Below are 20,191 nucleotides of genomic sequence, written 5' to 3'. Positions count from 1 at the left end.
CCTGGGGGCCCTCTGTGGTCTGTGGTGTCCTGGGGAGTCCTCGCCTGCGCTTCCGTCGATCATCGGCGGGTGGCTGCCCCGGGTGGCGTGTCGAGCAGCCACCCGCCGATGATCAACGGGTTCTGGGGGGGCAGGTCCCGGGATGCGGCCCGGCGAGTTCAGCCGGCCAGCCGGCGCATCGTCTCGACGGTGCGCAGACGCCCCTTGCGGCTGTCGTCCATCGGTTGCACGTTGATCGTCGTGACGCCGGCCTCGGCGAACGCCGCGATCCGCTCCGCGACGTAGGACTCCGGTCCGATCAGCGACGTGGCCCGCACCAGCTCCTCGGGCACCGCGGCCGCTGCCTCGTCCTTTCGGCCGGCCAGGTAGAGCTCCTGGATGGCCTCGGCCTCGGCCTCGTAGCCGTAGCGGCGGGCCAGGTCGTTGTAGAAGTTCCGGCCCTTCGCGCCCATTCCGCCGACGTAGAGGGCCACCCCGGGGCGTACTGCCTCCAGCAGGTGGTCGACGTTCCCACCAATGGCAACCGGCACACCGACGACGACGTCGAGCTCTCCCAGGGTGGGGTCACGCTTGGCCTTGCCCGCCGCCAGAGGCGCGCCCCATACGTCGGCGGCGCGCTCGGGGTGGAAGAAGATCGGCTCCCACTTCTCGGCAATTTCGGCGGCCAGCTCGACGTTCTTCGGACCGATCGCGGCCAGCAGCACCGGGATCCGTTCGCGCACCGGGGTGTTGATGAGCTTGAGCGGCTTGCCCAGCCCGGTGCCCTGGTCGGCCGGCAGTGGCACGGTGTACTTGGGGCCGTCGTGCACCAGCCGTTCGCGGCGCCACACCTGGCGGCAGATCTCCACCACCTCGCGCGTGCGCTGCAGCGGGGCGTCGTACGGCAACCCGTGCCAGCCCTCGATGACCTGCGGGCCGGAGGCGCCCAGCCCGAGGGTGAAGCGGCCACCGGAGACGAAGTCCAGGCCGGCGGCGGTCATCGCGGTCAGGGCAGGGGTGCGGCTGTAGATGGGCAGGATGCCGCTCATCAGCTCCACGGTCTCGGTCACCGCCGCCAGGTAGCCCAGCTGGCTGACCGCGTCGAAGGTGTAGACCTCCGCGCACATCACGACGTCGAGCCCTGCCGCCTCCAGGTCGCGAATCTCGGCCGCGGTCTCTGTGAAGCCCCCTGAATAGCTGGCCTGGATACCGATGCGCACGTGCCCTCCTCGGCGTTCGTGGCGCACTCGTCGGCGCCACCGCTGGGGACCGTAGCGCGGCCGGGCCCGGCCACCCGGGTGGCGAGAGTGGCTAGAGCGCCCGCACCACCCCGATCACGTGGGTGACCACGCGGACGCCGTCGACGTCGTCGGGCACCCGGGCGCCGGCGCCGGCCTCCACCAGGTCGACCCGCACCACGTACTCCGCGTCCCGGCGGGTCAGCCCGACCGCGGCTACCCCGGGGTCGCCGGCGAAGCGAGTGGCCAGCGTGATCTTCGCGGCACGGGCAGTGGCACGGTCCGTCATGCACCCATGGTGCTCTTCAACGGCTCAGGAGGACACCCACTCCACCCCCAGGGTGGCCAGCACGGTGGCGAACGGGTTGCCGAAGGTGACCCCGCCGCCGGCGCTGCCCCCGGTCTCCGAGCCGGCGAACAGCAGGGCCAGCGGCGCCCGGTCGCGGCTGCGCCAGATGACCGAGCCACTGTCGCCACCGGCGCTGAACCCGCCGCTGAGCCCCTCGACCTCCACCTGATCGTCGAACGTGTGCACTCCGTCGTCATACTGGACCCCTACCCCGTCCACCTCCACCGCGGTGACCCGACCGTGGGTGTGCCCGGTCGTACGCCCGACCTTCTCCACCGCCTCCTCTGGGTCGATGTCGTCCACCGCGGCCACCAGGGCGGCCAGCTGGCCCCCGGGATAGCCGCCCGGGTCGGCCTCGACGCCGTCGTCGAGCGTGGCGAGCGCCGCGTCGACGAGGTTGCCGGGTTCGGCGCTCAGGTTCGCGAAGGAGTTCAGCACGCCGATCCGGTCGGCCGTGGCGCCGCCGTCGGCCGCGCCCGGCTGCAGCGCCAGGTCGCCTGCACGGCCGGACCCGCTGTCGGCCAGCACGTGGTTGTTGCTCAGCACCAGCAGCCCGCTGGACCGCGGCCGCCGGACGAAGCCGCCCAGCGTCCCGGCGGTCACGTGGGGATGACCGATCGAGAGGCCCGGGCGCAGTGGCCGCACGCGCTGCTGCAGCTCGCCCGGGGTGAGTGAGGACAGAGCCTGCACCCGACCGATCACCCGGACGTCGACCTCGGCCCGGGCGGCGTCGCCCAGACCGCTGAGGACCACCTCGGCGTCGGCGCGGTCGACCAGCCGGATCGCCAGGTGCACAGAGTCCGTCCCTACGGGCGCCAGGCCGAGCGCCACCCCGCTCCAGCGGGTCGCCCCGGTACCGGCGAGTTCACCGTCGTTCACGGCGCTGGTGGTGACGCTCCCGGGCGGCGCCTCGGACAGCAGGCGCGACAGACGAGCCTTGAGCTCACGGGCGGAGTCGGGGAGCACGGCGGCCTCCAGGGATCGGGGTGAGCGGGTCGGCCCCGACGGTAGGGGGAGGGGGTGACGGGAGCGACGCGAACGGCGAGAACGACACGTGGCCCGGTGACCATCCCGCCCGGACGCGCGCCGGGCTACACATTCACCGGGAGGTACGGTTCCGGCCGGCGCTCCGACCGGTTCGCGCGCGATACTGGCCTCCACGGCCACTCCCGCGCCGGCCGCCCGCGGTGGCCGGTACCCACGGACGGCGCGTCGCAGGGGAATGTGTCGGGCCCGCGGACCCGTTCCCTCTCCCGACGGCCGGCGCGGTGCCCGCGCAGGCGTCGGACCCCGGCTTTGACCGGGTTCCGATGCCCGGGTATCGTGGTCAGCCGTGCCCAGGGATATCTGGGCCTTGCTCCCGTTCGCGGTGCACCTGGGTGCCCGGAGGTCGTTGACGATCACCGGTTCCGAGGGTCCCGCCCACCGTCAAGTGGGCAGGCTGGTGCCGAGTCGCGAGGGGCGACGAGTCCGGCTCGATCAGCTGGCCGGTTCTGGCGAAGGGCGGACACGCCCGACCGCGGGTACCGGACGGTGACTTGCGGCCGGACGCGCAGAGCACGGCCGGGCGACCGGGCACACAACAGCACCGCACCACCCATCCACAGCACGACCCAGCGCAGGCAGGAGATCCAGGCCACCCATGCCCACGATCCAGCAGCTGGTCCGCAAGGGCCGCGAGGACAAGGTCGAGAAGACCAAGACCCCGGCGTTGAAGAGTTCCCCTCAACGCCGCGGCGTGTGCACGCGCGTCTACACGACGACGCCGAAGAAGCCGAACTCGGCGCTGCGCAAGGTCGCTCGCGTCCGCCTCACCAGTGGTATCGAGGTGACCGCCTACATCCCGGGCGTCGGGCACAACCTGCAGGAGCACTCCATGGTGCTCGTGCGCGGCGGCCGGGTGAAGGATCTCCCCGGCGTCCGTTACAAGATCATCCGAGGCTCGCTGGACACCCAGGGAGTCCGCGGCCGCAAGCAGGCGCGCAGTAAGTACGGCGCGAAGAAGGAGAAGAGCTAATGCCGCGCAAGGGCCCCGCCCCGAAGCGTCCCCTCGTCGTCGACCCGGTGTACCAGTCGCAGCTGGTCACCCAGCTGGTGAACAAGGTGCTGGTCGACGGCAAGCGGTCGATCGCCGAGGCGATCGTCTACGGCGCCCTCGAGGGCGTTCGCGCCAAGAACGACACCGACCCGGTGGTCACGCTCAAGCGCGCGCTGGACAACGTCAAGCCGGCCCTCGAGGTCCGCAGCCGCCGCGTCGGCGGTGCGACGTACCAGGTGCCGATCGAGGTGCGTCCCTCCCGCAGTACGACCCTGGGCCTGCGCTGGCTCATCCAGTACAGCCGGGGCCGTCGCGAGAAGACGATGACCGAGCGTCTGACGAACGAGCTCCTCGACGCCAGCAACGGCCTCGGTGCCGCCGTGAAGCGCCGCGAGGACACGCACAAGATGGCCGAGTCGAACAAGGCCTTCGCGCACTACCGCTGGTGATCCACCACCGCTGATGCGCCCAGCCCATCGGCAGCCGCTGCCCGCGGTCGGCCCGGGCGACCCCCGGGCACCGCGAACGGACGAGAAAGAAGAGGAGTGAGAGCGATGGCCCAGAACGCGGCCCACCTCGCCAAGACCCGCAACATCGGGATCATGGCGCACATCGACGCCGGCAAGACGACGACGACCGAGCGGATCCTCTTCTACACCGGCATCAACTACAAGATCGGTGAAGTCCACGACGGCGCGGCCACGATGGACTGGATGGAGCAGGAGCAGGAGCGCGGCATCACCATCACGTCGGCCGCGACGAAGTGCATCTGGAACGGCTTCGACATCAACATCATCGACACCCCCGGGCACGTCGACTTCACCGTCGAGGTGGAGCGCTCGCTGCGGGTGCTCGACGGTGCGGTCGCCGTGTACGACGGTGTCGCCGGCGTCGAGCCGCAGACCGAGCAGGTGTGGCGGCAGGCGGAGAAGTACGGCGTCCCGCGCATGTGCTTCGTCAACAAGCTCGACCGCACCGGTGCCGACTTCTTCCGCTGCGTCGACATGATGGTCGAGCGCCTGGCCGCCAACCCGCTGGTGCTGCAGATCCCGATCGGCGCCGAGGGTGACTTCGTCGGCGTCGTCGACCTGGTGCAGATGCGTGCCCTGACCTGGCGTGGCGAGACCAAGCTCGGTGAGGACTACGAGGTTGAGGAGATCCCGGCCGAGCTGGCCGACCAGGCCGCCGAGTACCGGACCAAGTTCTTGGAGAACCTGGCCGACTTCGACGACGCCATCATGGAGTCCTACCTCGCTGGCGAGGAGATCTCGGTCGAGACCCTCAAGGCCGCCATCCGCAAGGCGACCATCGCCGGGCAGGTGAACCCGGTCGTGACCGGATCGGCGTTCAAGAACAAGGGCGTCCAGCCGATGCTCGACGCCGTCACCGACTACCTGCCCAGCCCGCTGGACATCGAGGCGATCGTCGGCACTGCGCTGGACGGCGAGACGGAGGTGCTCCGGCACGCGGACGAGAACGAGCCGTTCGCCGCCCTGGCCTTCAAGATCCAGACCGACCAGCACCTGGGCAAGCTGACCTACATCCGCGTGTACTCCGGCAAGCTGGACGCCGGCTCCCCGGTGCTGAACAGCACCAAGGACCGCAAGGAGCGGGTCGGCAAGATCTACCAGATGCACGCGAACAAGCGCGAAGAGCGTGCGGGCGTGGGCGCCGGCGAGATCGTCGCCGTGAACGGCATGAAGGGCACGACGACGGGTGACACGCTCTGCGACCCGCAGAAGCCGGTGATCCTGGAGTCGATGACCTTCCCGGCGCCGGTCATCTCCGTCGCGATCGAGCCGAAGACCAAGGGCGACCAGGAGAAGCTGGGCACCGCGATCCAGAAGCTCGCCGAGGAGGACCCGACGTTCCAGGTCCGCCTGGACGAGGAGACCGGCCAGACGGTCATCTCCGGCATGGGCGAGCTCCACCTGGAAATCCTGGTCGACCGTATGCGGCGCGAGTTCAACGTCGAGGCGAACGTCGGCAAGCCGCAGGTGGCCTACCGCGAGACGATCCGCAAGACCGTGGAGAAGGTCGACTACACCCACAAGAAGCAGACCGGTGGGTCCGGCCAGTTCGCCAAGGTCCAGATCAGCATCGAGCCGCTCGTGGTCGCCGCCGACGGTCCGACCTACGAGTTCGTCAACGCTGTCTCCGGTGGGCGCATCCCGCGGGAGTACATCCCGTCGGTCGACGCGGGCATGCAGGACGCCATGCAGTACGGCATCCTCGCCGGCTACCCGATGGTGGGCGTCAAGGCGACCCTCCTCGACGGCCAGTACCACGAGGTCGACTCCTCGGAGATGGCCTTCAAGATCGCCGGCTCGATGGTCTTCAAGGAGGCCGCCCGCAAGGCCAGCCCGGCCCTGCTCGAGCCGCTGATGGCCGTCGAGGTCGTCACCCCGGAAGAGAACATGGGTGACGTGATCGGCGACCTGAACTCCCGTCGCGGAACCATCCAGGCGATGGAGGAGCGCTCCGGCGCTCGCGTCGTCCGGGCCCTGGTCCCGCTGTCGGAGATGTTCGGCTACGTGGGTGACCTGCGCAGCCGCACCCAGGGACGGGCGAGCTACACCATGGTGTTCGACTCGTACGCCGAGGTCCCGGCCAACGTCGCCAAGGAGATCATCGCCAAGGCGACTGGCGAGTAACGAACACTCGGCCGCGGGCATTGCCCGCAGCCGGCCAAGCACCGCCCGCAACCCCAGACTCGCGTACGACTGCGAAACACACGAAGAGAGGAACCCAGTGGCCAAGGCCAAGTTCGAGCGGACCAAGCCGCACGTCAACATCGGCACCATCGGGCACATCGACCACGGTAAGACGACGCTGACCGCGGCGATCACCAAGGTCCTGCACGACAAGTTCCCGAAGCTCAACGAGGCGTCCGCGTTCGACCAGATCGACAAGGCGCCCGAGGAGAAGGCGCGCGGGATCACGATCTCGATCGCCCACGTCGAGTACCAGACCGAGAAGCGTCACTACGCACACGTCGACTGCCCCGGGCACGCCGACTACATCAAGAACATGATCACCGGTGCGGCGCAGATGGACGGCGCCATCCTGGTGGTCGCGGCGACCGACGGCCCGATGCCGCAGACCAAGGAGCACGTGCTCCTGGCTCGTCAGGTCGGCGTCCCCTACATCGTGGTGGCTCTGAACAAGGCCGACATGGTGGACGACGAGGAGATCCTGGAGCTCGTCGAGCTCGAGGTCCGTGAGCTGCTGTCCGAGTACGAGTTCCCGGGCGACGACCTCCCCGTGGTCCGCGTCTCGGCGCTCAAGGCGCTCGAGGGCGACGCCGAGTGGGCCGACAAGCTCATGGAGCTCATGGACGCCGTCGACACGGCCATCCCCGAGCCGGAGCGTGAGATCGACAAGCCGTTCCTCATGCCCGTCGAGGACGTCTTCACGATCACCGGCCGCGGCACCGTGGTGACCGGTCGCGTCGAGCGCGGCATCGTCAAGGTCTCCGAGGAGATCGAGATCGTCGGCATCCGCCCGACCTCGTCGAAGACGACCGTCACCGGCGTCGAGATGTTCCGCAAGCTGCTCGACCAGGGCCAGGCCGGCGACAACGTCGGTCTGCTGCTGCGCGGGATCAAGCGCGAGGATGTCGAGCGCGGCCAGGTGGTCGTCAAGCCGGGCTCGATCACCCCGCACACGAACTTCGAGGGCTCGGTCTACATCCTCTCGAAGGATGAGGGTGGGCGGCACACGCCGTTCTTCAACAACTACCGTCCCCAGTTCTACTTCCGGACGACGGACGTCACCGGCGTGGTCACGCTGCCCGCGGGCACCGAGATGGTCATGCCCGGTGACAACACCGAGATGACGGTCGAGCTGATCCAGCCGATCGCCATGGAGGAGGGCCTGCGCTTCGCCATCCGTGAGGGTGGCCGCACCGTCGGCGCCGGCCGGGTCGTCAAGATCCTCCAGTGAGCCCCTGGTGGGCGGCGGCCTGACGGTCGTCGCCCACCATTCCCGGGTCGCCCCGGGACCCCCGGGTCATCCGACCCAGCTGTGACTTTCGAAACACCCGATCGGCAGGAGCGAAGACAGGCGATGGCGGGACAGAAGATCCGCATCCGGCTGAAGGCCTACGACCACGAGGCGATCGATGCCTCGGCGCGGCGCATCGTGGACACGGTGACGAAGACCGGAGCGCGCGTCGTCGGCCCGGTGCCGCTGCCGACGGAGAAGAACGTGTACTGCGTGATCCGGTCTCCGCACAAGTACAAGGACTCGCGCGAGCACTTCGAAATGCGCACGCACAAGCGGCTCATCGACATCCTCGACCCGACGCCGAAGACGGTCGACGCGCTCATGCGCATCGACCTGCCGGCTTCGGTCGACGTCAACATCCAGTAAAGGCTGTCCCAGACATGGCGAGCACATTCCGTGGTCTCCTCGGCGAGAAGCTGGGGATGACCCAGGTCTTCGACGAGAACAACCGCATCGTGCCGGTGACCGTGGTCAAGGCGGGCCCGTGCGTGGTCACTCAGGTCCGCACCCCCGAGCGAGACGGCTACTCCGCCGTCCAGCTCGGCTTCGGCGCCATCGACCCCCGCAAGGTGAACAAGCCCGAGGGTGGGCACTTCACCAAGGCGGGTGTCACGCCGCGGCGGCACCTGGTCGAGCTGCGCACCGAGGACGCCGGCGACTACGAGGTCGGGCAGGAGCTCACCGTCTCCACACTCGACGGCGTGGCCAAGGTCGACGTCACCGGCACCAGCAAGGGCAAGGGCACCGCAGGTGTCATGAAGCGTCACGGGTTCAAGGGCCTGGGCGCCGGACACGGCACGCACCGCAAGCACCGCGCCCCCGGCTCGATCGGCGGGGCCTCCACCCCCGGTCGCGTCTTCAAGGGCGTGCGCATGGCCGGGCGCATGGGGGCGGTCACCACGACCACCCTGTCGCTGACGGTCCACAAGGTCGATGCGGAGAAGGGTCTGCTGCTCATCAAGGGCGCTGTCCCCGGTCCGCGTGGTGGGCTCCTGCTCGTCCGCTCTGCGGTCAAGGGCGGCCCCGTGGGGAGTGACACGAAGTGAGCCAGTCGATCGCCGAGTCGAGGGCGCAGGCCCGGACGGACCGTGAGGTCGCTGTCCGGACGCCGGCGGGGGAGAGCACCGGCAGCGTCACGCTGCCCGGCGAGCTCTTCGACGCCAGCGCCAACGTCTCCCTGATGCACCAGGTCGTGGTGGCCCAGCTGGCCGCCGCGCGCCAGGGTACCCACTCGACCAAGACGCGGGCCCAGGTCAGCGGCACAGGCGCCAAGCCCTACCGCCAGAAGGGCACCGGTCGCGCCCGCCAGGGCTCGCTGCGTGCGCCGCAGTTCGCCGGCGGTGGTGTCTCGCATGGTCCGCAGCCGCGGAACTACGAGCAGAAGACCCCCAAGAAGATGAAGGTCGCCGCCCTGCGCGGTGCCCTCTCCGACCGGGCCCGGGAGGACCGCGTGCACGTCGTGTCGGCGTTCGTCGAGGGCGACAGCCCGTCGACCAAGTCGGCCCTGGCCGTGCTCGATGCCCTCACGACCGCCAAGCGCGTGCTCGTCGTCCTGGACCGGGACGACGTCCTCAACTGGGTGAGCCTGCGCAACGCGCCGCGGGTGCACCTGATCGAGGCCGGCCAGCTCAACACCTACGACGTGCTGGTCGCTGACGAGGTGGTCTTCACCGAGACCGCGCTCGCCGAGTACGTGGCCGGCCCGGCCAAGGGCAAGGGTGCCGTCGGGCACGCCTCGTCCGACGAACTGCCCGATCTCGCCACCCACGAGACCCCCGGTGGCCTGCCGTCGATCGCCCCGGCCGAGGGCGAGGGGACCGTGGAGACGGTGTCCGCGCCCGAGGCGACCGCAGCTCCGCGCAAGGGGGCGGCCAAGGTCGACGCGGCCGACGTGACCACGCCGGCCGAGGCTGCCAAGGCCGATCCCGAGACCGTCGGGACCGGCGACGAGACCACCGAGGAGAAGGCATGAGCGTCCGCGACCCCCGGGACGTCCTGCTGTCCCCGGTCATCTCGGAGAAGAGCTACGGGCTGCTGGACGAGAACAAGTACACGTTCATCGTTCGTCCCGACGCGAACAAGACGCAGATCAAGATCGCTGTGCAGCAGGTCTTCAACGTGAAGGTCCTCGCCGTCAACACGATCAACCGCCAGGGGAAGAGGAAGCGCTCGAAGGGCGCTGTGATGGGGAAGCGCAAGGACACCAAGCGCGCCATTGTCTCCGTTGCCCCCGGCGACCGCATCGAGCTCTTCGGGGGCCCGGGCACCTGACGGCCATGCCGTCAGACGCTCGGCCCTACCCACCGGACCAGAGAGAACAGACAGGGACTCTGAGGAACCATGGCCATCCGTAAGTACAAGCCGACGACGCCGGGCCGCCGCGGCTCCTCCGTCGCCGACTTCGCCGAGGTCACCCGCGACCATCCCGAGAAGTCGCTGGTCCGACCGCTGCACGGTCGTGGCGGGCGCAACGTCCACGGGCGCATCACGACTCGCCATCAGGGCGGTGGGCACAAGCGTGCCTACCGGCTGATCGACTTCCGCCGGGCGGACAAGGACGGCGTGCCGGCCAAGGTCGCGCACATCGAGTACGACCCGAACCGCACCTCGCGCATCGCGCTGCTGCACTTCGCCGACGGGGAGAAGCGCTACATCATCGCCCCCGCGAAGCTCAACCAGGGCGACACCGTCGAGTGCGGTCCGGCCGCCGACATCAAGCCCGGCAACAACCTGCCGCTGCGCAACATCCCGGTCGGTTCGGTCATCCACGCCATCGAGCTGCGGCCCGGTGGCGGGGCGAAGATCGCCCGCTCGGCCGGGACCAGCGTCCAGCTGGTCGCCCGCGAGGGTCGGTTCGCACAGCTGCGGATGCCCTCGGGCGAGATTCGCAACGTCGACGTCCGCTGTCGCGCCACCATCGGCGAGGTCGGCAATGCCGAGCAGTCGAACATCAACTGGGGCAAGGCCGGCCGGATGCGGTGGAAGGGCAAGCGCCCGACCGTCCGTGGTGTGGCCATGAACCCGGTGGACCACCCGCACGGCGGTGGTGAGGGCAAGACCTCTGGTGGTCGCCACCCGGTGAACCCCAAGGGCAAGCCGGAAGGCCGTACGCGCAAGCGCAAGGCCAGCGACGCCATGATCGTGCGCCGCCGGCGCACCGGCAAGAAGCGCTGAGCGGGTTAGGAGCCGACTGAGATGCCACGCAGCCTGAAGAAGGGCCCCTTCGTCGACGACCACCTGCTCGCCAAGGTGGACGCCCAGAACGAGAAGGGCACCAAGAACGTCATCCGCACCTGGTCGCGGCGCTCGACGATCATCCCCGACATGCTCGGGCACACGCTCGCCGTGCACGACGGCCGCAAGCACGTCCCGGTCTTCGTGACCGAGGCGATGGTCGGGCACAAGCTGGGCGAGTTCGCGCCCACGCGCACCTTCCGTGGGCACATCAAGGACGACCGCCGGTCGCGGCGCGGCTGACCAGGTAGAGAAGAGACAGCCAATGACTTCCCAGTTGGGACAGGAGACGCCGGTCGCCCGGGCAACCGCCCGGTTCGTCAGCGTCACCCCGATGAAAGCGCGGCGGGTGGTGGACATGATCCGCTACCTGCCGACCGGCGAGGCGCTGGCGCTGCTGCGTTTCGCTCCGCAGACGGCCAGCGAGCCGGTGGCCAAGGTCGTCGCCAGCGCGGTCGCGAACGCCGAGCACAACCTGCGCCTCGACCCGGCTGCGCTCGTCGTGAGCGCGGCGTTCGTCGACGAGGGGCCCACGCTCAAGCGGATCCGTCCGCGGGCCCAGGGCCGGGCCTTCCGCATCAACAAGCGGACCAGCCACATCACCGTGGAGGTCAGCGAGGTCTCGACCAGCGCTGAGCTCGCACTGCGTTCCCGTAAGGCACGCCGGCAGACCGGGCAGTCCGGTCCCGCCGTCCAGCAGAAGAGCAATTCGAGGGGAGGGACCCGCTAGTGGGTCAGAAGGTCAACCCGCACGGGTTCCGGCTGGGCATCACCACCGACTACAAGTCCCGCTGGTACGCCGACAAGCTGTACGCGGACTACGTCAAGGAAGACGTGGCGATCCGCAAGCTGATGGGCAAGGGCATGGAGCGCGCGGGGATCTCGAAGGTGGAGATCGAGCGCACCCGTGACCGCGTCCGCGTGGACATCCACACCGCCCGGCCGGGCATCGTCATCGGTCGCCGCGGTGCGGAGGCCGACCGCATCCGCGGAGAGCTGGAGAAGCTCACCGGCAAGCAGGTGCAGCTGAACATCCTCGAGGTGAAGAACCCCGAGTCCGACGCGCAGTTGGTCGCCCAGGGCGTCGCTGAGCAGCTCTCCAGCCGCGTCAGCTTCCGTCGCGCCATGCGGAAGGCCATGCAGTCCGCGCAGCGCAGCCCGCAGGTCAAGGGCATCCGGGTGCAGTGCTCGGGTCGCCTCGGCGGCACCGAGATGAGCCGTTCGGAGTTCTACCGCGAGGGTCGTGTGCCCCTACACACTCTGCGGGCGAATATCGACTACGGCATCTACGAGGCCCGGACCACCTTCGGCCGCATCGGCGTGAAGGTCTGGATCTACAAGGGTGACGCCAGCGGTTCGCGCGCCGAGCGGGAGGCTCTCGAGGCCCTCGCCCAGCGTCAGCAGCGCCGCGAGCGCGCCCAGCGCCCGCAGCGCAGGTCCGGCTCGACCGGCACCACCGCCGGTGGCACCGAGGCCGGCCGGGCCGCGGCTGAGGACTCGACCGGTCCGGCCCAGGACACCTCGGCCGTGGCGAGGAGCTCCGGTGACGTGGCTGTCGAGCAGACCGTCGCCGAGGCCGTCGGCACCGAGGGCACCGCGACCGCCACAGCGGCCGGTACCGAGAACACCGCGCCAGAGCAGGGGGCCTGACCATGTTGATCCCTCGCCGGGTCAAGCACCGCAAGCAGCACCACCCGAGCCGGTCCGGTGCTGCCAAGGGCGGTACCGCGATCAACTTCGGTGACTTCGCGATCCAGGCCCTCGAGTCGGCGTACGTCACCAACCGGCAGATCGAATCCGCTCGTATCGCCATGACCCGCCACATCAAGCGTGGCGGCAAGGTGTGGATCTCGATCTACCCGGACCGTCCGCTGACCAAGAAGCCCGCGGAGACCCGCATGGGTTCAGGCAAGGGCTCGCCGGAGTGGTGGGTGGCCAACGTGAAGCCGGGCCGGGTGCTCTTCGAGCTCGCCGGGGTGGACGAGCCGGTGGCCCGCGAGGCCATGCGCCGCGCGATCCACAAGCTCCCCATGAAGTGCCGCTTCATCACCCGTGAAGGAGAGGTGTGATGGCCGCCGGACTGTCCGCCCCCGAGCTGCGTGAGCTGTCAGCCGACGAGCTGGCCACGCGCCTGCGCGAGTCGCGCGAAGAGCTGTTCAACCTGCGGTTCCAGGTGGCCACCGGCCAGCTGGACAACAACCGGCGACTGCAGACCGTCCGCCGCGACATCGCCCGGATCTACACGATCATGCGCGAGCGCGAGCTGGGTCTTTCCGTTGCCCCGAACGAGGGTGTGGCATGAGCGAGTCCAGCAACACCACCGCGGAGGACCAGGCCAGCAGTGGCCCGGGTCTGGCCGGTCGCGGGTACCGCAAGGTGCGCGTGGGCCTGGTCGTGAGCGACAAGATGAACAAGACGATCGTGGTCGAGGTCGAGGACCGCGTGAAGCACGCTCTGTACGGCAAGGTCCTGCGCCGCACCAGCAAGCTGAAGGCGCACGACGAGCAGAACACCGCCGGCATCGGCGACCGCGTGCAGATCATGGAGACACGGCCCACCTCCGCCACGAAGCGGTGGCGGCTGGTGACCGTGGTCGAGAAGGCCAAGTAAGCCCGACCGAGAATCCGAGCGAAGCGAGCAAGCTTCCTCGGAACAGACCCAGCCGCGCAGTGCACGTCGCGAGCGGTTACTCTGGACGACTGGCGCGCCTGCGAGGGAGCGCCGCATCCCGGGTCACGCGCTCAGACGCACCGGTGGCGTACGCCGCCGGTGCGTCGGCACGTCGGACCCGGACAGCCGGTTCACCGATCCGGCCCGGCTGTCACCACAGAGACATAGGAGCAGGTAGTGATCCAGCAGGAGTCGCGACTGCGAGTCGCCGACAACACCGGTGCCAAGGAGCTCTTGTGCATCCGTGTGCTCGGCGGCTCCGGGCGGCGCTACGCGGGCATCGGCGATGTCATCGTCGGCACCGTGAAGGACGCCCTCCCGGGCGCCGGCGTCAAAAAGGGCGACGTCGTCAAGGCCGTCGTCGTCCGCACGGTGAAGGAGCGCCGTCGTCCCGACGGCTCCTACATCCGCTTCGACGAGAATGCCGCGGTCATCATCCGCGACAGCGGCGACCCGCGCGGGACGCGCATCTTCGGCCCGGTGGGCCGCGAGCTCCGCGACAAGCGCTTCATGCGGATCATCTCGCTCGCTCCGGAGGTGTTGTGATCATGGCGGACAAGACCCCGTCGATGAAGGTCAAGAAGGGCGACTCGGTAGTCGTCCTGTCCGGCAAAGACAGGGGCGCCAAGGGGCGGGTCATCGCGGCCTTCCCGAAGACGCAGAAGGTGCTCGTTGAGGGCATCGGCCGGGTGAAGAAGCACACCCGGATCAGCACCAGCCAGCGCGGCGCCCAGTCGGGCGGCATCGTCACCCAGGAGGCGGCGATCCATGTGAGCAACGTGATGGTCATCGACTCCGAGGACAAGCCGACCCGGGTCGGTTACCGCAAGGACGAGGAAGGCCGCAGCATCCGGGTCTCGCGGCGCACCGGTAAGGACCTCTGATCCCCATGACCGCACCCACCCGTGAGCTGCCCCGGCTGTTGGCCCGCTACCGCGAGGACATCGCGCCGGCCCTGCAATCCGAGTTCGGCTACTCCAACGTCATGCAGATCCCCGGTCTGACCAAAATCGTGGTCAACATGGGGGTCGGTGAGGCCACCCGCGACGCCAAGCTGATGGACGGCGCCGTCCGGGATCTCACCGCGATCACCGGCCAGAAGCCGATCGTCGTCCGTGCCCGCAAGTCCATCGCCCAGTTCAAGCTGCGCGAGGGCATGCCGATCGGCGCCAAGGTCACCCTTCGCGGCGACCGGATGTGGGAGTTCCTGGACCGCCTGCTCTCGCTGGCCCTGCCCCGCATCCGTGACTTCCGCGGGCTCAACCCCAAGCAGTTCGACGGTCACGGCAACTACACCTTCGGTCTGACCGAGCAGTCGATGTTCCGCGAGATCGACGTCGACCGGATCGACCGCCCGCGTGGCATGGACATCACGCTGGTCACCACCGCCACCACCGACGAGGAGGGTCGCGAGCTGCTCACGCTGCTCGGCTTCCCCTTCGCCGGCCTGACCGTCGTGAACGCGACCCGCTGACGCGGGCGAGGAGACTGAAGAGATGGCCAAGAAGGCGCTTGTCAACAAGGCGGCCCGCACTCCGAAGTTCAAGGTGCGCGGCTACACCCGCTGCCAGCGGTGCGGTCGCCCCCACGCTGTATTCCGCAAGTTCGGCCTCTGCCGGATCTGCGTTCGGGAAATGGCCCACGCCGGGGAGCTCCCCGGCGTGACCAAGTCCAGCTGGTAACACCTGCACGTCGGTCAGCCCGCCGGTCACCCGGCGGTGCTGACCTCCCGGACACGGGAAACCACCGAGGCATCACCCACGTCGCCGAGAGGCCCGCGCACCATAGCGTGCGGAACCGCGGCGAGAGAGGCACGACGCACCCATGACGATGACCGACCCGATCGCGGACATGCTGACGCGGATCCGCAACGCCAACTCTGCGTACCACGACGCCGCGGCCATGCCGTCGTCGAAGCTGAAGACGAAGGTCGCCGAGATCCTCCAACAGGAGGGTTACATCGGCGGCTGGACCGTCAAAGATGTCGAGAAGGACGGCCACATCCGCAAGGAGCTGGTGGTCGACCTCAAGTACGGGCCCAACCGCGAGCGCAGCATCGCCGGTCTCCGCCGGGTGTCCAAGCCCGGCCTGCGGGTCTACGCGAAGTCCACCGCGCTGCCCAAGGTGCTCGGCGGCCTGGGTGTGGCGATCATCTCGACGTCCACCGGACTGCTCACCGACCGGCAGGCGAACAAGAAGGGCGTGGGTGGGGAAGTCCTCGCCTACGTCTGGTAAGAGGAGCGAGCAGACATGTCACGGATCGGTCGACTCCCGATTCCGGTGCCGAGCGGAGTGGACGTCGCCCTCGAGGGGCGCACCGTCAACGTCTCGGGCCCGAAGGGGAAGCTGAGCCACACGGTCGCAGCTCCCATCACCGTCGAACGCGGTGAGGACGGCACGCTGCTGGTGCAGCGTCCCAACGACGAGCGTGAGAGCCGGGCCCTGCACGGCCTCTCCCGCACCCTCATCGCCAACATGATCACCGGCGTCACCCAGGGGTACGACAAGACCCTGGAGATCGTCGGCGTGGGTTACCGCGTCCAGGCCCGTGGTTCGGACCTGGAGTTCGCGCTGGGTTTCAGCCACCCGGTGCTGGTGAAGGCCCCTGACGGGATCTCCTTCACCGTCGAGGCCCCCACCCGCCTGCGGGTGACCGGCATCGACAAGCAGCAGGTCGGCGAGGTCGCCGCCAAGATCCGCAAGATCCGCAAGCCCGACCCGTACAAGGGCAAGGGCGTGCGGTACCAGGGCGAGGTCGTCAAGCGCAAGGTCGGGAAGACGGGCAAGTGATGGCACAGGCAGCGAACTCCACGAGCGGTACCGCCGCGAAGGGTGCCCGGGTGCACAAGCCCGTCGGCACCGACATCAGCACCGCCCGACGCATCGGCAAGCTCCGCCGGCACAACCGGCTGCGCAAGCGCGTCTCCGGCACGCCGGAGCGTCCGCGTCTGGTGGTCAAGCGCAGCTCCCGGCACATCCACGTCCAGGTCGTCGACGACACCGTCGGTCACACCCTGGCCAGTGCCTCGACGCTGGACGCCAGTCTGAAGGGCGCCGAGGGCGACAAGTCCGCCCTGGCCGGCCGGGTCGGCGCGCTGGTCGCCGAGCGCGCCAAGGCGGCGGGAATCACCGCGGTGGTCTTCGACCGCGGTGGCAACCGCTACCAGGGCCGCATCGCGGCGCTGGCCGATGCCGCCCGCGAGGGTGGGCTGGACTTCTGATGAGCACTCCACTGTCGAGTGAGATGCCGAGCATGATCGAGAGGGACGTCTGATGCCAGGACCACAGCGACGCGGCGGTGGCGCCGGCGGGACCGGTGGCCCCGGCGGCCCCGGCGGAGCGGGCGGCGGCAACGACCGTCGTGACCGGCGTGACGGCGGGCGCGGCCCCGGCGGCGGCGCCGCCGAGAAGAGCCAGTTCATCGAGCGGGTCGTGGCCATCAACCGCGTGTCCAAGGTCGTCAAGGGTGGTCGTCGCTTCAGCTTCACCGCCCTGGTGGTCGTGGGCGACGGCGACGGCAAGGTGGGCGTCGGCTACGGCAAGGCCAAGGAGGTGCCCGCGGCGATCGCCAAGGGCGTCGAGGAGGCCAAGAAGCACTTCTACAACGTGCCGCGCATCGCCAGTACCATCCCGCACCCGGTGCAGGGTGAGGCGGCCGCGGGTGTCGTGCTCCTCAAGCCGGCCAGCCCCGGTACCGGCGTCATCGCCGGCGGCCCGGTGCGCGCCGTCCTCGAGTGCGCCGGTATCCACGACGTGCTCTCCAAGAGCCTCGGGTCCTCCAACCCGATCAACATCGTGCACGCGACCATGCAGGCGCTCAAGGACCTCGTCCGTCCCGAGGAGATCGCGGCCCGCCGCGGTCTGCCCCTGGAGCACGTCGCCCCGGCGGCCATGCTGCGCGCGCGGGCCGGGCAGGGGGTCTGAGATGGCTCAACTGAAGGTCACCCAGATCAAGTCGGGCATCGGCACCAAGCCGAACCAGCGTGAGACGCTGCGTTCGCTGGGACTCAAGCGGATCCACGACTCGGTCGTCCAGGAAGACCGTCCCGAGATCCGCGGGATGGTCGCGACGGTGCCGCACCTGGTCACCGTCGAAGAGATCGTCTGAGCCGCGGGCGAGAAGGAAGACAGTCATGACACTCAAGGTCCACCACCTGCGTCCAGCACCCGGCGCCCACACCAAGAAGACCCGCGTGGGTCGTGGTGAGGGCTCGAAGGGCAAGTCGGCAGGTCGCGGCACCAAGGGCTCCGGTGCCCGCGTGCAGGTCTCGGCCCGCTTCGAGGGCGGTCAGACCCCGCTGTTCATGCGGCTGCCGAAGCTCTCGGGCTTCACGAACATCAACAAGGTCGTGTTCCAGGTGGTGAACCTGGACCGGATCGCCTCGCTGTTCCCGGACGGCGGGTCGATCAGTCCCGGCACCCTGGCCGACGCCGGCGCCGTGCGGCGTGGGCAGCCGGTCAAGGTGCTCGGCACCGGTGAGCTCGGCGGCGTGCAGGTGCACGTACACGCGCACGCGTTCTCCACCTCTGCGGCCGAGAAGATCGGTGCGGCCGGGGGCAGCACCACCCAGATCTGAAAGACGACCCCCCTGCCCCCACCGCTCGCAAACTCGCGGAGGGGCCTGCAGGGGGCCTTTTCGGGCCCGCCCGGCACCAGCGCCGGGCGGGCCCGTTGATAGCCTCACACGACCGACTCGGGGAGGGCACGTGCTGCAGGCGTTCGCCGCGGCGTTCCGGACGCCAGACCTCCGGCGCAAGCTGCTGTTCTCCCTGGCGATGATCGCCATCTACCGGCTGGGCGCGAGCGTCCCTGGACCGGGTGTCTCGGTGGCGGCGATCAACAGCTGTCTCGAGCAGGCCCAGGCCTCCGACCAGCGAGACGTCTACTCGCTGGTGAACCTGTTCTCCGGCGGTGCGCTCCTCCGGCTGTCGGTCTTCGCGCTCGGCATCATGCCGTACATCACCGCGAGCATCATCGTGCAGCTGCTGGTCGTGGTCATTCCGCGCTTCGAGCAGTTGAAGAAGGAAGGGCAGTCGGGCCAGCAGAAGCTGACCCAGTACACCCGCTACCTGACCATCGCTCTCGCCGTTCTGCAGAGCACCGGGATCATCGCGCTGGCCCGCAGCGGCCAACTCTTCCCCAGCTGCTCGCAGGACATCATCCCGTCGGACTCGGTGTGGGCGACGGTCGTCCTGGTCGTCACCCTCACCGCCGGCACCTCCGTGATCATGTGGCTGGGCGAGCTGCTCACCGAGAAGGGGATCGGCAACGGTATGTCCGTGCTGATCTTCACCTCGATCGCCGCACGAATCCCGGCCGAGGGCGGCTCGATCCTGCAGTCCCGCGGCGGTGTCGTGTTCGCGCTCATCTGCGTGCTGGCGCTGCTGGTCATCGCCTCGGTCGTCTACGTCGAGCAGGCGCAGCGGCGCATCCCGGTCCAGTACGCCAAGCGGATGGTCGGCCGGCGCATGTACGGCGGGACCTCGACCTACCTGCCCCTGAAGGTCAACCAGGCCGGCGTCATCCCGGTCATCTTCGCCTCCTCGCTGCTGTACCTGCCGCAGCTGATCACCCAGTTGCAGGGCAACAGCAGCGGCTGGATCCGGCGGTTCGTCGAGAACTACGTGGTCGACCAGAGCAGCCCGGTGCACATCGCCATCTACTTCGCGCTGATCATCTTTTTCACGTACTTCTACGTATCGATCACCTTCAACCCGGAGGAGCGGGCCGACGACATGAAGCGTTACGGCGGCTTCATCCCGGGCATCCGGCCTGGGCGGCCGACAGCGGAGTACCTGCAGTACGTGCTGTCCCGGATCACGCTGCCCGGGTCGATCTACCTGGGTGTCGTGGCAGTGCTGCCCAACTTCTTCCTGTCGATCACCCAACAGGGGCAGAACCAGAACTTCCCGTTCGGTGGAACCGCGGTGCTGATCATGGTCGGAGTGGGGTTGGAGACGGTGAAGCAGATCGAGACGCAACTGAACCAGCGCAGCTATGAAGGGTTCCTCCGCTAGTGCGCGTCGTGCTGCTGGGGCCCCCCGGAGCTGGCAAGGGTACCCAGGCCCAGATCATCGCCAGGAAACTGTCGGCCCCGGCCATCTCGACGGGTGACATCTTCCGGGCCAACGTGAGCGGCCAGACTGACCTCGGCCGACAGGCCAAGGTCTACATGGACGCCGGCGACCTGGTGCCCGACGAGATCACCGTGGCGATGGTCTCCGACCGTCTGGCCGAGCCCGACGCGGTGGACGGCTTCCTGCTCGACGGCTTCCCGCGGACCATCGCCCAGGCCGAGCAGCTGCAGACCTCGCTGTCCGGCCTCGGTCAGGCGCTGGACCGCGTTCTCGAGCTGGTCGTCGACGAGGAGGAGCTGGTCCGCCGGCTCTCCGACCGGCGCATGCTGGTCGACGGCGAGTGGGTGCAGCGGGGCGATGACGAGCCCGGGACCGTGCGGCACCGGCTGGAGGTCTACCGGGAACAGACCTCGCCGCTGTCAGGGTTCTACGGGGGCATCGGGCTGCTGAGCCGGATCGACGCCATCGGCGAGATCGACGAGGTGACCGAGCGGGCGATGACCGCGCTCGGCAAGGGCGGCGCAGCCGAGGGCGCGTCGTCCGCAGATCCGACGGCGGGTTGAAGGAGCGGGGAACGGGGCACGCTGACCTGGGCGT

29 protein-coding genes and 1 pseudogene are annotated in these 20,191 nt (G+C 69.1%); 27 read left to right on the top strand and 3 right to left on the bottom strand.

The window, feature by feature from the left end; translation table 11 throughout:
* Positions 1-158 precede the first annotated feature (158 nt).
* The 3 genes from BLW04_RS01650 to BLW04_RS01640 all read right to left on the bottom strand — a co-directional run bounded on the left by BLW04_RS01650 (position 159) and on the right by BLW04_RS01640 (position 2,532).
* The gene (locus BLW04_RS01650) at positions 159-1,199 is read right to left on the bottom strand and encodes an LLM class F420-dependent oxidoreductase (RefSeq protein ID WP_091536476.1); all 1,041 of its coding nucleotides are present in this window, start codon (positions 1,197-1,199) and stop codon (positions 159-161) included.
* Between the two features lie 91 nt (positions 1,200-1,290).
* Complete coding sequence (locus BLW04_RS01645) at positions 1,291-1,506, bottom strand: hypothetical protein (RefSeq protein WP_091536473.1); 216 nt, start codon at positions 1,504-1,506, stop codon at positions 1,291-1,293.
* Positions 1,507-1,530: 24 nt separating this feature from the next.
* Complete coding sequence (locus BLW04_RS01640) at positions 1,531-2,532, bottom strand: chymotrypsin family serine protease (protein WP_091536471.1); 1,002 nt, start codon at positions 2,530-2,532, stop codon at positions 1,531-1,533.
* Between the two features lie 676 nt (positions 2,533-3,208).
* On the opposite strand from BLW04_RS01640, the gene rpsL reads away from it, so the two are divergent.
* The 27 genes and pseudogenes from rpsL to BLW04_RS01505 all read left to right on the top strand — a co-directional run bounded on the left by rpsL (position 3,209) and on the right by BLW04_RS01505 (position 20,157).
* Positions 3,209-3,583: a 30S ribosomal protein S12 gene (gene rpsL / locus BLW04_RS01635; protein WP_091536468.1), complete on the top strand. Its 375-nt coding sequence runs from the start codon at positions 3,209-3,211 to the stop codon at positions 3,581-3,583.
* Positions 3,583-4,053, top strand: a complete 471-nt coding sequence (gene rpsG / locus BLW04_RS01630; RefSeq protein ID WP_091536466.1) for a 30S ribosomal protein S7 — start codon at positions 3,583-3,585, stop codon at positions 4,051-4,053. The genes rpsL and rpsG overlap by 1 nt, the downstream gene beginning before the upstream one ends.
* A 105-nt stretch (positions 4,054-4,158) precedes the next feature.
* Positions 4,159-6,258: an elongation factor G gene (gene fusA, locus BLW04_RS01625; RefSeq protein WP_091536463.1), complete on the top strand. Its 2,100-nt coding sequence runs from the start codon at positions 4,159-4,161 to the stop codon at positions 6,256-6,258.
* Positions 6,259-6,355: 97 nt separating this feature from the next.
* On the top strand, positions 6,356-7,549 hold the full coding sequence (gene tuf / locus BLW04_RS01620) for an elongation factor Tu (protein ID WP_091536461.1): 1,194 nt from the start codon (positions 6,356-6,358) through the stop codon (positions 7,547-7,549).
* 123 nt (positions 7,550-7,672) lie between these two features.
* Positions 7,673-7,978, top strand: a complete 306-nt coding sequence (gene rpsJ / locus BLW04_RS01615) for a 30S ribosomal protein S10 (RefSeq protein WP_014742859.1) — start codon at positions 7,673-7,675, stop codon at positions 7,976-7,978.
* Positions 7,979-7,992: 14 nt separating this feature from the next.
* Positions 7,993-8,658, top strand: a complete 666-nt coding sequence (gene rplC, locus BLW04_RS01610) for a 50S ribosomal protein L3 (protein ID WP_091536458.1) — start codon at positions 7,993-7,995, stop codon at positions 8,656-8,658.
* Entirely contained in the window at positions 8,655-9,584 is a 930-nt protein-coding gene (gene rplD, locus BLW04_RS01605; RefSeq protein WP_091536456.1) for a 50S ribosomal protein L4, read from the top strand. The genes rplC and rplD overlap by 4 nt, the downstream gene beginning before the upstream one ends.
* Complete coding sequence (rplW, locus tag BLW04_RS01600) at positions 9,581-9,883, top strand: 50S ribosomal protein L23 (protein WP_091536453.1); 303 nt, start codon at positions 9,581-9,583, stop codon at positions 9,881-9,883. Before rplD ends, rplW begins: the two co-directional genes overlap by 4 nt.
* A 69-nt stretch (positions 9,884-9,952) precedes the next feature.
* Positions 9,953-10,786, top strand: a complete 834-nt coding sequence (gene rplB / locus BLW04_RS01595) for a 50S ribosomal protein L2 (RefSeq protein ID WP_091536451.1) — start codon at positions 9,953-9,955, stop codon at positions 10,784-10,786.
* 21 nt (positions 10,787-10,807) lie between these two features.
* The gene (gene rpsS / locus BLW04_RS01590) at positions 10,808-11,089 is read left to right on the top strand and encodes a 30S ribosomal protein S19 (protein ID WP_091536448.1); all 282 of its coding nucleotides are present in this window, start codon (positions 10,808-10,810) and stop codon (positions 11,087-11,089) included.
* A 22-nt stretch (positions 11,090-11,111) separates the two neighbouring features.
* Positions 11,112-11,465 (top strand): annotated as a pseudogene (gene rplV, locus BLW04_RS01585) (50S ribosomal protein L22); the annotation flags it as partial.
* A 110-nt stretch (positions 11,466-11,575) separates the two neighbouring features.
* A complete protein-coding gene (gene rpsC, locus BLW04_RS01580; protein ID WP_091536442.1) occupies positions 11,576-12,496 on the top strand; it encodes a 30S ribosomal protein S3 in 921 nt (306 codons plus the stop codon).
* Positions 12,497-12,498: 2 nt separating this feature from the next.
* Positions 12,499-12,915, top strand: coding sequence for a 50S ribosomal protein L16 (rplP, locus tag BLW04_RS01575; protein ID WP_091536440.1), 417 nt, complete (start codon positions 12,499-12,501; stop codon positions 12,913-12,915).
* Positions 12,915-13,148, top strand: coding sequence for a 50S ribosomal protein L29 (rpmC, locus tag BLW04_RS01570; protein ID WP_091536438.1), 234 nt, complete (start codon positions 12,915-12,917; stop codon positions 13,146-13,148). Before rplP ends, rpmC begins: the two co-directional genes overlap by 1 nt.
* Entirely contained in the window at positions 13,145-13,456 is a 312-nt protein-coding gene (gene rpsQ, locus BLW04_RS01565) for a 30S ribosomal protein S17 (protein ID WP_091536435.1), read from the top strand. Before rpmC ends, rpsQ begins: the two co-directional genes overlap by 4 nt.
* A gap of 237 nt (positions 13,457-13,693) precedes the next feature.
* A complete protein-coding gene (gene rplN, locus BLW04_RS01560; protein ID WP_091536432.1) occupies positions 13,694-14,062 on the top strand; it encodes a 50S ribosomal protein L14 in 369 nt (122 codons plus the stop codon).
* Between the two features lie 23 nt (positions 14,063-14,085).
* Complete coding sequence (rplX, locus tag BLW04_RS01555) at positions 14,086-14,400, top strand: 50S ribosomal protein L24 (protein ID WP_091536829.1); 315 nt, start codon at positions 14,086-14,088, stop codon at positions 14,398-14,400.
* Positions 14,401-14,405: 5 nt separating this feature from the next.
* Positions 14,406-14,990, top strand: a complete 585-nt coding sequence (rplE, locus tag BLW04_RS01550) for a 50S ribosomal protein L5 (protein WP_091536429.1) — start codon at positions 14,406-14,408, stop codon at positions 14,988-14,990.
* Between the two features lie 22 nt (positions 14,991-15,012).
* Entirely contained in the window at positions 15,013-15,198 is a 186-nt protein-coding gene (locus BLW04_RS01545) for a type Z 30S ribosomal protein S14 (protein ID WP_014742845.1), read from the top strand.
* A 142-nt stretch (positions 15,199-15,340) separates the two neighbouring features.
* Positions 15,341-15,751, top strand: a complete 411-nt coding sequence (rpsH, locus tag BLW04_RS01540) for a 30S ribosomal protein S8 (protein WP_091536426.1) — start codon at positions 15,341-15,343, stop codon at positions 15,749-15,751.
* A 15-nt stretch (positions 15,752-15,766) separates the two neighbouring features.
* The gene (gene rplF, locus BLW04_RS01535; protein WP_091536424.1) at positions 15,767-16,306 is read left to right on the top strand and encodes a 50S ribosomal protein L6; all 540 of its coding nucleotides are present in this window, start codon (positions 15,767-15,769) and stop codon (positions 16,304-16,306) included.
* The gene (gene rplR, locus BLW04_RS01530) at positions 16,306-16,737 is read left to right on the top strand and encodes a 50S ribosomal protein L18 (RefSeq protein WP_091536421.1); all 432 of its coding nucleotides are present in this window, start codon (positions 16,306-16,308) and stop codon (positions 16,735-16,737) included. Before rplF ends, rplR begins: the two co-directional genes overlap by 1 nt.
* Positions 16,738-16,936: 199 nt before the next feature.
* Positions 16,937-17,440, top strand: coding sequence for a 30S ribosomal protein S5 (gene rpsE, locus BLW04_RS01525; protein WP_371327762.1), 504 nt, complete (start codon positions 16,937-16,939; stop codon positions 17,438-17,440).
* A 1-nt stretch (position 17,441) separates the two neighbouring features.
* On the top strand, positions 17,442-17,624 hold the full coding sequence (gene rpmD / locus BLW04_RS01520) for a 50S ribosomal protein L30 (RefSeq protein ID WP_091536415.1): 183 nt from the start codon (positions 17,442-17,444) through the stop codon (positions 17,622-17,624).
* A gap of 25 nt (positions 17,625-17,649) precedes the next feature.
* Entirely contained in the window at positions 17,650-18,093 is a 444-nt protein-coding gene (gene rplO / locus BLW04_RS01515; RefSeq protein WP_091536413.1) for a 50S ribosomal protein L15, read from the top strand.
* 130 nt (positions 18,094-18,223) lie between these two features.
* Positions 18,224-19,534 (top strand): preprotein translocase subunit SecY, encoded by a 1,311-nt coding sequence (secY, locus tag BLW04_RS01510; protein ID WP_091536410.1) that lies wholly within the window; start codon positions 18,224-18,226, stop codon positions 19,532-19,534.
* A complete protein-coding gene (locus tag BLW04_RS01505; RefSeq protein WP_091536407.1) occupies positions 19,534-20,157 on the top strand; it encodes an adenylate kinase in 624 nt (207 codons plus the stop codon). Before secY ends, BLW04_RS01505 begins: the two co-directional genes overlap by 1 nt.
* The last annotated feature ends 34 nt before the right edge of the window (positions 20,158-20,191 follow it).

It is taken from the genome of Modestobacter sp. DSM 44400 (assembly GCF_900107175.1).
GTDB lineage: Bacteria > Actinomycetota > Actinomycetes > Mycobacteriales > Geodermatophilaceae > Modestobacter.
This window is presented reverse-complemented; position numbering and strand designations above follow the sequence as displayed.